The sequence below is a fragment of the Candidatus Clostridium helianthi genome, assembly GCF_045310795.1.
Classification (GTDB): domain Bacteria; phylum Bacillota; class Clostridia; order Clostridiales; family Clostridiaceae; genus Clostridium; species Clostridium helianthi.
Genome location: NZ_JBJIAB010000041.1, coordinates 19,204 through 34,001 on the forward strand (window position 1 = coordinate 19,204; position 14,798 = coordinate 34,001).

The 14,798-nt window shown below is 28.9% G+C and carries 14 protein-coding genes; 12 read left to right on the forward strand and 2 right to left on the reverse strand.

Translation table 11 applies throughout. The features are described 5' to 3' along the window. Positions 1–68 precede the first annotated feature (68 nt). The 10 genes from ACJDTP_RS22610 to ACJDTP_RS22655 all read left to right on the forward strand — a co-directional run bounded on the left by ACJDTP_RS22610 (position 69) and on the right by ACJDTP_RS22655 (position 8,780). A complete protein-coding gene (locus ACJDTP_RS22610) occupies positions 69–1,514 on the forward strand; it encodes a 6-phospho-beta-glucosidase (RefSeq protein WP_406762533.1) in 1,446 nt (481 codons plus the stop codon). 170 nt (positions 1,515–1,684) lie between these two features. Continuing rightward, entirely contained in the window at positions 1,685–1,840 is a 156-nt protein-coding gene (locus ACJDTP_RS22615) for a hypothetical protein (protein ID WP_173708287.1), read from the forward strand. A gap of 680 nt (positions 1,841–2,520) precedes the next feature. Continuing rightward, on the forward strand, positions 2,521–2,781 hold the full coding sequence (locus ACJDTP_RS22620) for a hypothetical protein (RefSeq protein ID WP_077841154.1): 261 nt from the start codon (positions 2,521–2,523) through the stop codon (positions 2,779–2,781). A 344-nt stretch (positions 2,782–3,125) separates the two neighbouring features. Further along, on the forward strand, positions 3,126–3,383 hold the full coding sequence (locus ACJDTP_RS22625) for a phage holin (RefSeq protein WP_077843794.1): 258 nt from the start codon (positions 3,126–3,128) through the stop codon (positions 3,381–3,383). Between the two features lie 97 nt (positions 3,384–3,480). Further along, positions 3,481–4,515: a GH25 family lysozyme gene (locus ACJDTP_RS22630; RefSeq protein WP_171771889.1), complete on the forward strand. Its 1,035-nt coding sequence runs from the start codon at positions 3,481–3,483 to the stop codon at positions 4,513–4,515. 538 nt (positions 4,516–5,053) lie between these two features. Continuing rightward, positions 5,054–5,224, forward strand: coding sequence for a hypothetical protein (locus tag ACJDTP_RS22635; protein ID WP_168982825.1), 171 nt, complete (start codon positions 5,054–5,056; stop codon positions 5,222–5,224). Between the two features lie 261 nt (positions 5,225–5,485). Beyond that, on the forward strand, positions 5,486–6,124 hold the full coding sequence (locus ACJDTP_RS22640; protein WP_103699235.1) for a hypothetical protein: 639 nt from the start codon (positions 5,486–5,488) through the stop codon (positions 6,122–6,124). 440 nt (positions 6,125–6,564) lie between these two features. Then, positions 6,565–6,954 (forward strand): ACT domain-containing protein, encoded by a 390-nt coding sequence (locus ACJDTP_RS22645; RefSeq protein ID WP_077843711.1) that lies wholly within the window; start codon positions 6,565–6,567, stop codon positions 6,952–6,954. A gap of 133 nt (positions 6,955–7,087) precedes the next feature. Beyond that, complete coding sequence (locus ACJDTP_RS22650) at positions 7,088–7,294, forward strand: alpha/beta-type small acid-soluble spore protein (RefSeq protein ID WP_012059444.1); 207 nt, start codon at positions 7,088–7,090, stop codon at positions 7,292–7,294. A 748-nt stretch (positions 7,295–8,042) separates the two neighbouring features. Then, positions 8,043–8,780 carry a cell wall-binding protein gene (locus tag ACJDTP_RS22655; protein WP_077843740.1) on the forward strand — a complete coding sequence of 246 codons (738 nt, stop codon included), beginning with the start codon at positions 8,043–8,045 and terminating at the stop codon, positions 8,778–8,780. A gap of 112 nt (positions 8,781–8,892) precedes the next feature. Here the strand turns inward: ACJDTP_RS22655 and ACJDTP_RS22660 are convergent, their stop codons facing one another. Together ACJDTP_RS22660 and ACJDTP_RS22665 are read right to left on the reverse strand one after the other, a co-directional pair. After that, a complete protein-coding gene (locus ACJDTP_RS22660) occupies positions 8,893–9,711 on the reverse strand; it encodes a TIGR03943 family putative permease subunit (protein WP_406762534.1) in 819 nt (272 codons plus the stop codon). Positions 9,712–10,364: 653 nt separating this feature from the next. Continuing rightward, entirely contained in the window at positions 10,365–11,975 is a 1,611-nt protein-coding gene (locus ACJDTP_RS22665; protein WP_406762535.1) for a permease, read from the reverse strand. Between the two features lie 826 nt (positions 11,976–12,801). Here ACJDTP_RS22665 and ACJDTP_RS22670 point away from each other — a divergent pair. Together ACJDTP_RS22670 and ACJDTP_RS22675 are read left to right on the forward strand one after the other, a co-directional pair. Beyond that, positions 12,802–13,485 (forward strand): YjjG family noncanonical pyrimidine nucleotidase, encoded by a 684-nt coding sequence (locus ACJDTP_RS22670; RefSeq protein ID WP_406762536.1) that lies wholly within the window; start codon positions 12,802–12,804, stop codon positions 13,483–13,485. A gap of 248 nt (positions 13,486–13,733) precedes the next feature. Continuing rightward, positions 13,734–14,735 carry a Gfo/Idh/MocA family protein gene (locus ACJDTP_RS22675; RefSeq protein ID WP_406762537.1) on the forward strand — a complete coding sequence of 334 codons (1,002 nt, stop codon included), beginning with the start codon at positions 13,734–13,736 and terminating at the stop codon, positions 14,733–14,735. Positions 14,736–14,798 lie beyond the last annotated feature (63 nt).

The window sequence follows — 14,798 nt, forward strand, 5'->3', positions numbered from 1 at the left end:
AGTTATTGTAAAAGCGAAAAGAAGGTTTATTTTTATAATATTTTTAAACATATGGAGGATACAATAATATGAATGATAACTCAGAAATAAAGGGATTTCCAAAAGGATTTTTATGGGGCGGAGCTACAGCAGCAAATCAGTGCGAAGGCGGATACTTAGAAGGTAATAAAGGTTTATCTACAGTTGATGTAATTCCAGCAGGCAAAGATAGATTTCCAGTGATGCTTGGAAAGATGAAAATGATGAAATGCGATGAAGAACACTATTATCCAAGTCATGAAGCAATAGATTTTTATCATAACTATAAAGAAGATATAGCATTATTTGCTGAAATGGGTTTTAAGACTTTCCGTCTATCTTTATCTTGGGCACGAATATTTCCAAATGGAGACGATGAAATGCCAAACGAGGAAGGATTAAAATTTTATGATAATGTTTTTGATGAGTGCCATAAATATGGTATAGAGCCTTTAGTTACTATAACTCACTTTGATGTACCAATGCATCTTGTAGAGACAATTGGTTCATGGAGAAGTCGCAAAATGATAGATTATTATGAAAGATTATGTGAAGTGATTTTTGAACGTTATAAAGACAAAGTGAAGTATTGGCTTACTTTTAATGAAATAAATATGCTGCTACATCTGCCTTTCATTGGTGCAGGATTAGTTTTTGAAGAAGGAGAAAATGAAGAAGCTATAAAGTATCAAGCAGCACATCATCAATTAGTTGCAAGTGCTAAGGCAACTCAAATAGCACACAAGATAAATCCAGATTTTAAAATTGGTTGTATGCTTGCAGCTGGTAATACCTATGCAAATACTTGCGATCCAGAAGATGTATGGAAAGCTATGGAGAAGGATAGGGAAAACTATTTCTTTATTGATGTTCAGTCTCGCGGGGAATACCCAAACTATGCAAAGAAGATGTTTGAAAGAATGAACATTACTTTAGAAATGGAAGCTGAGGATGAAGAATTATTAAAAAATAATACTGTTGATTTTATTTCTTTCAGCTATTATGCATCAAGATTGACTAGTGCTGATCCAGAAATAAATGCACAAACAGAAGGGAATGTATTTGCTACGCTAAAAAATCCATACCTAAAAGCAAGTGAGTGGGGGTGGCAGATTGATCCTCTTGGACTTAGAATTACTTTAAATTCTTTGTATGATCGCTATCAAAAGCCATTATTTGTAGTTGAAAATGGATTAGGAGCTGTTGATACTCCAGATGAAAATGGATATGTGGAAGATAATTATCGTATTGATTATTTAAGGGAACATATCAAAGCTATGAGAGATGCAATTAATATTGATGGGGTTGATCTTATTGGATATACTCCATGGGGATGTATAGATCTTGTAAGCGCATCCACAGGAGAAATGAAAAAAAGATATGGTTTTATTTACGTTGATAAAGATAATGAAGGCAAAGGTAAATTAAAGCGTAGTAAGAAAAAGAGCTTTTTCTGGTACAAAGAGGTGATTTCTACTAATGGAAAAGATTTATAGAAAGCAGTTTATATTTTAGAAAAGAGATTCTTATAGATAATAGCTATTAAAGCTCTCCTTTTAACTTTAAAGCGTATTTCATAGTGTTCATGAAATATTTTTAAATAAAGTATGTATAAAATATTATTTATTATGCACATTATGAATATAAGTCAAAAGGAGAGAAAAATATGAATAATAAAGTTGATTACAATTCTATTTGTGATAATGAATTGAAGGAAAAAACTATAAAGGAATTTCATAGAGCAATAGTTAAAGATCTTATTAATAAATATGGAGCTCAAACTATGAAAGATGTTATGAGGAAAGTAAATTTACAGCGTTAGAGAGTTTTTTATTAATTAAATAGAATAGTTAAAGAGAAGTGTTTCATATATTTGGAACACTTCTTTTTATTATTTAGTTCTATCACCACATAAATCCATTTTTAAAGTTGGATATATAGTTAGATATTCTGATTAAGAATTCGACTTATTAGATGAACATATTTACAAAGTGGCTAAAACTTTAAATCCATATCTTCACCAGAAATCATAAATATATTTGTGTAGAAAACATTTGAAAATGAGCTGTTAAAGGTTCTTAGCTGTAGGTTGTTCCATTTTAGCTTGTGAAGTGAGAGTCCAAAATTTTATTTTGGGTTCTCGAACTTCCTCAGCGAATGTAATGAGTCGAGCTTCCTTATGAAAGTTGGAGCATGCTAAAGGGGATACAACCTGCTGCTTAGAACCTTCAGCGATATTTTCATAGCTTTTCGGAATCAAAATATTTATGATTTCGGTAAGTTATCACATAAATCTAGATTTGAAGTCGGATATCTATAATCACCAATGCATATTACAATTGATTTTCTATATTTTATTTTTTAAAGCAAATTTGCTGCACTTCTAAATTTTCTTTTGGAAATTAGTTAAAAAATTCGAATAATATGAATATGCTATAGTAAATCGAATGTTATATAATCGTTTTCGAAAATTTAAGGGGATATAAATGAGAGGAGAATTCTATGAAGATATCAAGAGGATGGAAAGTTCACAATAACATAACAGATGATGATATAAATGTGCTTAAGACAGCATTGAGTGAATTAATTGGTGTTGAGTATGAACCTAAAATCTTAGCTACTCAGAGCGTAAACGGAACAAATTATTGTTTTATATGTAAGTCAAAGGTTGCAGCACATAATGGACAAGGTATTTCCAAAGTGATGATTTATAAACCGCTTACGGGAAAAGCAAAGATAACAAGCATTGAGTGTATATTATAAAATAAATCACAATAGAATTAGTTTGGCTGAAAGTAGGGATAGTATTTCTATGCTTAGTAAAATATTATCTCTATTTTTATTTGAGATTTATATTACATTGCCCCTTCTTTAAATAAATAGCTTTAACAAAAATTTAAGGTATTACTTAGATTAAAAATTTAAATGGATTATAAAAATGGCATTTATAATATATTTTTAAACATATATATTTTAAGAGGTATTAAAGTGATGAATGATAGTACCACTTGTAAAATAGAATTCGTACTGTTAGTTCAATTTTAAGTCGCCATTAAGAGTTTTAATTCATATTATGTATATATAAAAGAAGAGAGGTGAAGATAGGTATGTTAGGTATTGATCTTCAAGCAAGATTAAAAAACAAAGCTTTTTGGGTTGCAATGGCCAGTGCTATAGCATTATTAGTACAACAGTTAGGATTAAATATAATTCCTGATAACTATACAGAAATTGTTAATACTATTTTGACAATCTTAACAATGTTAGGAATTATAGTTGATACTAGTACACCAGGTTTAAGCGACCAAACTACAAATGATGAAGCAGAAACTGTCCAAGCTTCAGATTCTAAAGAAAATAAATAAAAGCAATAAGTTAATGAAGCAATAGTAACTGAATATTTGAGAGTAACCCTTTTGGGTTACTCTTTATAAATATGAAAATCGAAAGGGAGTATGAATTATGGGGTATATAAAAGGTATAGATGTATCAAATAACAATGGAAATATAGATTTCGGAGCTGTTGCAGGAGATGGAGTTCAATATGTTTATTTAAAGGCAACAGAAGGGGCAACATTTAGAGATAGTAAAATGGAACAATTTTATAGTGGATGCAAAAATAATAACTTAAAAGTGGGAGCATATCATTTTTTAGTTGGGACAAGTACACCAGAAGCGCAAGCCCAGAATTTTTATAATAAGATAAAAGACTATAATTGGGATCTAGTGCCTATGATGGATGTAGAAACTAACTTTAGCGGACTTGCAGATTATGTTATAAGATTTGTTACCGCATTTGGCCAGCTAACGTCTATTCCATTAGGCATTTATAGTTATACAAGTTTTATAAGTTATCTTACTAATGCAAAATCAGTTATACAGGATATGCCTTTCTGGGAGGCCAATTATAACAATGATCCTTGGAATTTGCCATCAAATTTCTTTACCAATAGGGTAGGGCATCAATATACGGAAACTGGCAGAGTAAATGGGGTAAGTGAAGATTGTGACATAAATTCATTTACTGATGGAGTTTTAATAAGTAATGTTACTAAACCAGGACAATGGATTATACAGGATAATAAGTGGTGGTATAGGCACACTGATGGAAGTTATACTAAGAATGGATGGGAAAAAATAAATGGAAAGTGGTATCTATTTGATAGTGAAGGTTGGATGCTTTATGATTGGAAGTTGAGTGGAGATTATTGGTATTATCTAGGAAATTCAGATGATGGATCAATGAAATCAGGATGGTTATTGAAAAATAATAAGTGGTATTATCTTGGAGACCCTAGTGATGGCTCAATGAAGACAGGATGGCAAAAAATAAATGGTAACTGGTACTACTTTGAAACAGATGGAGCCATGGTTACTGGATGGTTTAATGTAGATGGATACGATTATCTAACTTATTCTACTGGTGAGTTGATTACCAATATAGATATATACGGATACCGCTTTGATGAGAATGGACATGCTACAAAGTTAAGTTAACTTGAATAGGTATAATAATGGGATTTTGAGCATAGGGAGCGATAGATAAACCAACCAACAGCTTGATTTATAATTTGTAAATAAAAGATAATATCTTGATTAGTAACAAGATATAAGTGGTGAGTATAGATAATTCAACTATAAGTTAGATTTATACTATGAAATATATCTTAACTAGAAATGAGTAATATACTTTTGTGGAATGTTTCATTGGTAATTCTGATGGATGTGATTCTTTGGCTATAAGTTGTTCCAAATGTGCTAGTTCAAAGCTTGTTCTTTGAGGCTAGCACTTTGGGTGCAACTTTATAGCCTTAGAATCACCCATTAGAATTACCTAGAAACTGGAACAAAAGTATATTATTCATTTCGGTGAGGTATACGCATAAGTATAGGCTGTAGTTGTTGTATCTATACAAAGAGCGTTTTTAAAATTATCTACGTTAAAAGATATAATTAAATTTTAACTATTTCTTAATACTTTCGTACACACAAAATTAATATCAAAGTTATATTATATAGAAAGGAGGGCAGTGAAATGGGAAATATAATTAAAATTAATATGTATGCAGAAATGAAAAGAAAAAGAAATAATAAATTAAACTTAACAACAATAGAAAAAGTTATCTTGGAATATAATAATTGGATAAAGAATACCAACAGAGAGGATAAAATAGAGAGTTATGAAAAGTTCCTACATACGAAATAGTTTATGAAGGGTAGTGTGCGATTTTAGTTCGTTAACTACCCTTTATTATTTTTAAAAGTAATTTAATTTGGATAATATTTTTATGTTTAAAGTGAGTATAAATTTGAACCTGAAATTAGCTAGAATGCCTTAAAATAAAGAGTTAGGGGGATGGCTTGAGCTTGTATGGAATTGTGGGTAAGCGTAATGTCGTTATGCATATACAATCTATCTTTGGGTACTATAGTAGTATAGAAAAATATGCATCTAGGAGGAGAACTAATGAGTAAAATGAAAAGAACAATTTTTAATTCACTTATATTAATCTTAGGTATTATGTTACTTGGATGTAGAGATATAGATTTAAGAAGTTCAACTGTAATAAATGAAAATGGGTCAGGTATTGTAAAACTGCAAGTTGTATATGATGATTTTATATCAACAAAATTAAAAAATGATGTGATTGATCATGAATGGGCCAAAGAAAATGGATATAATTTTAATAAGTATTTTAAAGATAATATGAACATTGAAGAAATTACGTATGAGTTTAAAGATATTAAGGAATTAGAGGAAAAAATAAATTCAAGTGGATTAGCAACAATGACTGATTTAAAAAGAACAAAAGGAAAAGATGATGTATACACAATTGATGTAAAATTCAATAAATCTGCAATAGATAACTTAATTAAAAATAATACTGATGACGAAAAAATATATAGTTATATTAAAAATATAAAATTTATTAATGAGGTTGAAGTGCCAGGGAATATTATAGGTTGCAATGCAGAAGAAGATGTAGATGAAAATACAAGAGTATGGAATTATAAATTGAGTCAAATAGACGATGATACTAAACTTGATCTTGCATATAAAATAAAGAAACGTGTATTTCCAATTTCAGTATTACCTAATAATTAGCTATCATATTGAAACTATGGATAGTTAAAGAGAATTAAGGTTAATGTAATTTTTTTGAATAAGAAAGTATTCATATTGCAATGTATCTTATACATTTTAGGAATAAATAAACACTTAGCTTAGTGCAATCATAAATTAAAATTCGCAATTATGATATCTATAATAATATGTGATGTTGATCCAAATTTTACATTATGTTAAAATATATGAATAATTTTAACATTTAATAATTAAGGCTGAATTGTTTTTTGACTCAATAGTTCAATATGATTAGCAGTTCTAAGATAAACTTTAAAGTTAATTGTATTCATGAAAGGATAAAAGCCTGAGAGGTATTTTAATAATATTTCTATTGGCTTTTTTCTTTTTGTATATTTTAAACTATAAATTTGCGATAAATAAGGCGTTTTAGAAATGAGAAGAAAGGATGAAAGAAAGATATGTCGGAAAAAATATTAACTATTAGATTATTAGAAGAAAAATATGGAGTGTGCAGGTTAAATAACAATGAATCAATTCCTGGATGGATAAAAAACAGTGATTTTCTTTCTATAACAAAAACATTTGATGAATTATCAATAGTATGCCTTGAAAAAGATATCCCTAATGAAGTTAAATGCGAAAAAGAATGGAGAATTTTAAAGGTTGAAGGTCAATTGGACTTTTCTTTAGTAGGAATTCTTTCATCAATTAGTACGATTTTAGCGAAAAGCGGAATAAGCATATTTGCAATTTCCACTTATGATACTGATTATATCCTTGTTAAGGAAAAAGATGTGGATGATGCCATGAAAGCACTTATTAAAAATAAATATGATGTTATAGTTTAAGGAGGAATATCTAAAATTAACTAATACAAGCTATCTGTACTACTTCTGTTAACATTTTTATAGGTTATATTTTGTGATAGTGGTTAAGATATTACTGCCAAACAAAATTAAAAATTAAGGGAGGTAGATTCATATGGCTTCAAACAATAGTGGAAGAAACAGAACATTAGTACCAGAAGCAAAACAAGGATTAAACAGATTAAAAACAGAGGTTGCTTCAGAAGTTGGATTAAGCAATTATGAAAGCATGGATAAAGGAAACCTTTCTTCAAGACAAAACGGTAGCGTTGGTGGAGAAATGGTAAAAAGAATGATAGAAAGCTATGAACAAGGACTATAATAAATAAAAGTAAAGCACTAAGAAGATTCTTAGTGCTTTGCTTTTGCCCTATAAATTATAGATACCCCAATTAAGACCCGAATTTATGAATATGTCTCGCCGAAATGAATAACATACTTTTGTTCCAGTTTCTGGGTAATTATGATGGGCGATTCTAAGGCTATAAAGTTGCACCCAAAGTGCTAGCCTCAAAGAACAAGCTTTGAACTAGCACATTTGGGACAACTTATAGTCAAAGAATCACATCCATCAAAATTACCAATGAAACATTCCACAAAAGTATATTACTCATTTCTAGTTAGAAGATATTTCATAGTTTACTTATAGTTTATGATTGTGGTATCTATATAGATATCTAACTTTAAAACTAAATTTATATGGTAACTTAGCAAAATAATAAATATTTTAATTCTGAAAAACTATGAAAATATTGCTGAAGATTCTAAGTTGTAGGTTTCACCATTTTAGTATGTTCTCACTTTCAGTGTGGCAAGCTAAATCTGAGTACAAGTTTTAAAAGCGTTAAGAAAATAATATATATATTGCAAAAATAATTCTTCATGATAATTCTAAAAATACTGCAAGAATTTTAGCCGTAATTGTGAATTGTGCATTGTGAATTGCAACATATAATATGTGAAACAGATATCTGTGTATTTTCCTTTTTTAAGAGTTATTATATTCTACTAGAATTATTGACATCACATGGTAAAAGGTGTAATAGTAATATGTATAGGGAGGAATGGCAATGAATAAAGTGAAAAAATTGTCTTTAGTAATCTTAACTATCCTATCAATACAAATTACTAATTCTACTATGGCTAATGCATATTGGAAACAAAACAGTCAAGGATGGCAATTTACTAAAGGAGAAGCTTACTCAGTTGGATGGGATAAAATTGATGGTAACTGGTATTATTTTGATAGTAATGGAATAATGGAAACAGGCTGGATTAATGATAATAATAAATGGTATTATCTAAATGATAGTGGAGCTTGGGAAGAATCTAAGACTACTACTGTTGTTCCAAATGATATTCAGGTTATGTATGATATAATCAATATTTATAATGATTCTGGAACTATTAAATATGAGAATAAGGGATTCATTAATCAAATAGGATTAAGTGACAAGAGTTTATATAAATTCTCTGCAGAAGATCAAGTAGGAAACAATATTAGTGAATATTACTATGATTCTTCTAATGGAAATGTATATAAAATAAAACAAGGAATTACAACACTGCTTAATTCTAATATTACTATAAATAACACTAATACTCAGATTTCAACGATTGAAGCTGTAGAGAAAGTAAAAGATTATCTTCTAGCGAATGGAAAATATGTTCCAAGTAAAATTGAATATGATCATGATGAGTCTAACTCTTATGTAATTCATTGCTATGATACATCAGGAGAATATATAACAACTGGCGGATGGTATTATGTAGATAAATTTACTGGAAATGTGACATCAATGTTTTAGAGCTATAAAATAAGAATAACCTAACTTTCTATGTTAGATTATTCTTATTTTATATTCATTATAATTTTTTTTTTAGAAATTATGTTGAGTGAAAATTATATAAGCATATATTTTAAAATGGATAAACATAAGAAGTGTCAGGAGCAGGATCTTTTTCTATAGTTTCAACAGCTATAACTGGATCTATTCCATCTTCAGAAGTATTAATTTTAATTTTGCCCTTTATTTTTACCCATGTACCATTATCATATGAACCTGAATCACTGCTAGAACATTCAATTCCTGCAACTTGAAGATCAGCAGCACAACACACCATCATAAATCGTGCAATTATAAATTGATTTTCTTTTAAATCTTTATCTCTATATACAAATCCTGAAATCTCTATTTCCTTTCCTTCATATTTTTTAGGGTTTCCTAAAATCTCATCAAGAGAAGATACAAAGTTATTAATGTTTACTTCTATAATATTATTCACAATATTTAGCTGAATCTTATCAACTTGACCTTGACCATCACTTTCAGATTTTCCACTATACAATTCATATGTTGAGTTAAGGGAAGGCAAGTTGTTAGTTGAATTATTGGAAGAGCTGTTAGTAGATGATGATTCGTTAAGCTTTCCATTTGTATCAATGCCTTTAGTGGCAGAATTTGCACTACTACTTTGCATAAAAATTATCATGATCAAAGGAAAAATAAAGATAAAGTGATTCTTAATTTTAAATTTTTTTCTATTATTATAAAAGACATCTGAAATCAAAAATAAAGTAATTATGAACATTGAAATCATTCCAAAGATTGCAAAGGGGATAATTCTTGGATGTACATATGTGAGAATTTCATTACTTACAATAATTTTTAAATAGAATATTGAAAATCCTAATAGTATTAATATTTTTGCAACTACTTCCGCATTAATTTTTTTCATATCTTCATCTCCATATCAAATTAAAGAGTATTTTAAGATAAAATATATTGCCTAAGATAAGAGGATATTCTTATATTCTTATATTCTTATATTCTTATATTCTTATATTCTAATATGGCATAGATCTGTGGACTTAGGTTAATATTATGGACACATTTTTTACTAATATATTGAATCTAGGTCAATGATCTGTACACACCTTCCATTAAATATATGCCATTATTACTAGAATTCTTCTCATTGCTGAGTAAACAATAGAGTCTTGGATTAATTGGTGGTTATATAGATCTAATTCAAGAATTGGACTTATTAGATGAACATATTTACAAAGTTGCTAAGACTTTAAGCTCATATCTTCACTAGAAATCATAAATATATTTGTGGAGAAAACATTTGAAAATGAGCTGTTAAAGGTTCTTAGCTGTAGGTTGTTCCATTTTAGCTTGTGAAGTGAGAGTCCAAAATTTTATTTTGGGTTCTCGAATTTCCTCAGCGAATGTAATGAGTCGAGCTTCCCTAGGAAAGTTGGAGCATGCTAAAGTGGATGCAACCTGCTGCTTAGAACCTTCAGTGATATTTTCATAGCTTTTCGGAACAAAATATTTATGATTTCGGTGAGTTATATGCATAAGTTCAGGTCTAAGTTGGTTTATCTATAGTCTAAGGTTAATAAGAATACTAAATGATACTACAATAATAAAAAATATTAGTTTTATGGCAAATTTTCTTTTGAAGTTTCCAAAAATCATGATTGTATTTTTTATATCAAGCATAGGGCCAACAACTAAAAAGCCCATTACAGAGTTAACTGAGAATTGTTTTAAAAATCCTTTAGCAATGAATGCATCTGATGTTGAACAAACTGAAAGCACAAAAGACAATAATATCATTGCAATTAAGGGGCTTATATTACCGCTCAAAATTGGAATGTTGGTACCGGCAGATACTATATTTTGAAAAATGCTAGATAAAAATGTACCAATAATCATAAACTTTCCTATATTAAAAAATTCATCGCCAGTGTGAATAAATACTGCTCTGATTTTTTGCGGCTTATTCCTTGAATAATCATAGTCATCATTACAAAAACCGCATTCGCAACTTAGTCCATCATTATTTATATTTAATATATCATCGTCTTTCCTAGTTATAAAATGCATAATTAAACCAACTAGAATAGAGATTATTATGCCTGCAACAATCCTATAAATTACAACCGCTTTCATACCTTGAAAGGCATATATCGTTGAAATTATAGCTATTGGATTTACTATTGGGGCAGATAACATGAAAGTAATACTAGCAGCTATAGGAACTTTTTTCTTTATGAGTCCCTTAACAATAGGAATAGTTCCACAATCACATATTGGGAAGAGTAAGCCTGCAAGAGCTGCAATAACACATGACAAGAATATATTTCTTGGAAAAAATTTGATAAATGTATCCTTTGGGATGCAAATTTGTATTATTGCAGATACAAAACTTCCAACTAAGATAAATGGGATACCTTGAATTAATATGCTAATAAATACAGTGTAAAAATTTTTAAACTTGTCCAAATAGTATGAATACCCACTACTATCGGTAATAGATAATGCAGCAAAACACGTAAATGATAATATTAGAAGGCTCATGTAAAACATGGTTTTAATTGCAGAAAAACTATGGCTACTAATTTCTCTATATTCGTCTTGATGTATTTCTTTAATATTTAATGAAGGCGCATGCTCTAATAAATTAGCAGTTTCATTAATTCTTTTTATTTGATTCTGAATATTTAAGAAGTCTTTTTTGTTGATATTATTTATATTGTTTAATATTATTGTCTTGCTATTATAGATTTGAGTACTTAACATACTTTTCATATTTCTGAAATAAATGAAGAACTTTTTCGTATCAATTAAGGTTACGATGTCGTCAATTCTGCATAACTTTCTTAAATTTTTATTATTAAACATATTAATTATAGAGTTGGAATTTTTCATACCATTAACTTCAATAAATATTCTATGAGGAGAATATATTTCTAAAATTTTGTTTATATACTGTTCATTAATTTCTTCATTAGAAGTATTTTCAATGTTTATAATATTCATATTTTCATTTGAATTTATAAATTCATTCTTTATTTTGCTTTGTCCAAATTCATCTTGGATGACAACAATAGTTTCATTTTGTAAATCGCAAGTTTTAAGCATGGAATTTATAAAATTAGTTTTTCCAGACTGTAAGAATCCTAGTATTATTTCTATTTGTGTTTTCATATAAATCTCCTTGTTGCAATGTATTTGCATTTAAATGTATTATATTACCATATATGTAAACAAACAAGAATAATCTTGCGATATTTTTTGGCATTATTTTTATATTTGAAATTAGTAAGATGAGTGTGAATTTAGTAGAGGTCTAGATAATACTCTTTTTATAGGCGCAATAGATTTTAATAAAATGATTAAAAATAGTTAAGCTATATAAATGGAGAATGAAAGTCGACTCACTTCGTCACTTAGTAATTTCAATTGACCAAATTATATATTATAATTGGTTTATCTATATAGATACCTCATTGAAAATTTGATTTATACGTTACAATACTAGAAAGCAGAAACATTTATATGCAGCAGGCATTTGAAAATGAGATGTTAAAAGTTCTTAATTGTAGAGTGTTCCATTAATGCTTGTCACAATGAAATTGAGAGCAAGCAGTAGTGGTGCAATCTGCAATTTAGCACTTTCAACGAAATTTTAATGGTCCTGAGAAATAGCAATGTTTCTACTTTGGGATGATTATTGTGTAACTTAGATTTATACTATGAAATATATCCTAACTAGAAATGTGTAATATACTTTTGTGGAATGTTTCATTGGTAATTTTGATGGATGTGATTCTTTGGCTATAAGTTGTTCCAAATGTGCTAGTTCAAAGCTTGTTCTTTGATGCTAGCACTTTGGTGCAACTTATAGCCTTAGAATCACCCATCGGAATTACCTAGAAACTGGAACAAAAGTATGTTATTCATTTCGGCGAGTTATATACATAAGTTCAGATCTTAGTTGGGGTATCTATAAAAGGAAAGGGAGCGGTATGAAATGAAATATAATACGTTGTTATTTGATGTTGATAATACATTACTTGATTTCGATGCAAATGAAGAAGAATCGTTTAAGAGTTTAATTAGAGATAAGGGTGAAATATATTCAGAAGAATTGTATGAAGTTTATAAAAAAATGAATCAAGGTATGTGGGCTGATATTGAACTGGGGAAGATTAAAGTAGAGGAAGTATTAAATACAAGATTTTCTAAGTTAATGTCTAAGTATGGGAAGAGTATAGATGGTGGAGAGTGGGAGAAGACCTATAGATCGTATTTAAATCAAGGAGTGCAGTTAATGCCAGATGTCCATGAGGTTTTGAGTAAACTGCATGAAAAGTATACCTTATATATTATTACTAATGGAATTGCTAAGACACAGTATTCAAGGATAAATGGTGCTGGAATTTCACAGTACTTTAAAGACTGTTTTATATCAGAAGATATAGGTGCTAATAAGCCGGCAATTGAATTTTTTAACTACGTCAAGGATCATATTAAGGGGTTCAATGAGACAGAAGCCTTAATTATTGGAGATTCTATCACATCAGATATTAAGGGTGGAAATCTCGCTGGAATTGACACTTGTTGGCTTTGCAAGGAGGGAACAGTAAATGAATCGTCAATAGCTCCTAACTATGAAATACATTCGTTAAAGGAATTACTTCAAATACTATTATGATAAGAATAATAATTTTGAATTTTATGAATTGGTTTGATTTGGGATGATTAAATTAATTTTATAGGTTATAATGCTATTAAAAGTAACTATGATATCTAACAAATAAAAGAATCTAAGTCAATTATTAGAGAAAATATATTTTAGTAAATAAGCAAAAACTAAAAAGAAAATTAAGTTTAGTTAAGCATATTAGGTATCTAATGATAAGGTTACTAAAGAGATATCAATAGTAAAAGGGAGGAATTAATATGAAATTAGGAATTGTTGGAGCTGGAATGATAGTAAAGGATTTTCTTTCAATTAGTCATCTTTTGGAAGATATAGAATTAGAGGCTATTTGCGGAACTCCAAGAAGTGAAGATACTTTGAATGAATTGAAAGATAAGTATGGGATTAAGAAGGTTTTTTGCGATTATGATGAACTACTAAATAGTGATTTAGATATAATTTATATTGGTGTACCAAATAATTTACATTTTGAATTTGCTAAAAAGGCATTGGATGCCGATAAAAATGTTATAGTTGAAAAGCCATTTACATCAACATATAAGGAATCATTAATTTTAAGTGATTTAGCTAGGAAAAAGAAATTATTCTTATTTGAGGCTATAACTAATCAATATTTCCCAAACTATAAAAAGATAAAAGAGCTACTTCCGACTTTAGGAAATATAAAGATTGTTCAGTGTAATTATTCTCAATACTCTAGCAGATATGACAGCTTTAAAGAGGGGAAGGTATTGCCTGCTTTTGATCCTAAATTCTCTGGTGGCGCATTAATGGATTTAAATATCTATAATATTCATTATGTAGTAGGTTTGTTTGGTAAACCAGAAAATGTTGAGTATTATCCAAATATTGAGAGGGGAATAGATACATCGGGCGTATTAATTTTAGATTATGGAAAATTTAAATGTGTCTGTGTTGGTGCAAAAGATTGTAAGGCGCCTATAGCAAATAATATTCAAGGAGATAAAGGCTGCATATATCAAGACACTCCAGCCAATGTTTGTAAGAGATTTGAATTACTTATGAATGATGGAACTAGCTCAGAAGTAAATGAAAATAATTATGAGCACCGTATGGTTAATGAGTTCATTGAATTTTCAGATGCTGTCAAAAATAATGATTTAGAAAGATGTTATAAAATGCTAGACCATAGCTTGATAGTTAGTGAAGTTCAAACAATTGCTAGGCATAAAGGTGGAATAATATTTCCAGTAGATGATTTTACAGAAACAGAAAGTTAATTTGAATTTCATAAAAATGGATTCACCTATAATGCACAAATGAATTATAAATTAATACAATGA

Excerpts from the sequence above, each read along its gene's own strand:
- ACJDTP_RS22610 (WP_406762533.1), top strand. The coding sequence starts at position 69 with ATGAATGATAACTCAGAAATAAAGGGATTTCCAAAAGGATTTTTATGG.
- ACJDTP_RS22635 (WP_168982825.1), top strand. The coding sequence starts at position 5,054 with ATGGGAAATATAATTAAAATTAATATGTATGCAGAAATGAAAAGAAAA.
- ACJDTP_RS22645 (WP_077843711.1), top strand. The coding sequence starts at position 6,565 with ATGTCGGAAAAAATATTAACTATTAGATTATTAGAAGAAAAATATGGA.
- ACJDTP_RS22660 (WP_406762534.1), bottom strand. The coding sequence starts at position 9,711 with ATGAAAAAAATTAATGCGGAAGTAGTTGCAAAAATATTAATACTATTA.
- ACJDTP_RS22670 (WP_406762536.1), top strand. The coding sequence starts at position 12,802 with ATGAAATATAATACGTTGTTATTTGATGTTGATAATACATTACTTGAT.
- ACJDTP_RS22675 (WP_406762537.1), top strand. The coding sequence starts at position 13,734 with ATGAAATTAGGAATTGTTGGAGCTGGAATGATAGTAAAGGATTTTCTT.
- ACJDTP_RS22665 (WP_406762535.1), bottom strand. The coding sequence starts at position 11,975 with ATGAAAACACAAATAGAAATAATACTAGGATTCTTACAGTCTGGAAAA.
- ACJDTP_RS22630 (WP_171771889.1), top strand. The coding sequence starts at position 3,481 with ATGGGGTATATAAAAGGTATAGATGTATCAAATAACAATGGAAATATA.
- ACJDTP_RS22615 (WP_173708287.1), top strand. The coding sequence starts at position 1,685 with ATGAATAATAAAGTTGATTACAATTCTATTTGTGATAATGAATTGAAG.
- ACJDTP_RS22625 (WP_077843794.1), top strand. The coding sequence starts at position 3,126 with ATGTTAGGTATTGATCTTCAAGCAAGATTAAAAAACAAAGCTTTTTGG.
- ACJDTP_RS22655 (WP_077843740.1), top strand. The coding sequence starts at position 8,043 with ATGAATAAAGTGAAAAAATTGTCTTTAGTAATCTTAACTATCCTATCA.
- ACJDTP_RS22640 (WP_103699235.1), top strand. The coding sequence starts at position 5,486 with ATGAGTAAAATGAAAAGAACAATTTTTAATTCACTTATATTAATCTTA.
- ACJDTP_RS22620 (WP_077841154.1), top strand. The coding sequence starts at position 2,521 with ATGAAGATATCAAGAGGATGGAAAGTTCACAATAACATAACAGATGAT.
- ACJDTP_RS22650 (WP_012059444.1), top strand. The coding sequence starts at position 7,088 with ATGGCTTCAAACAATAGTGGAAGAAACAGAACATTAGTACCAGAAGCA.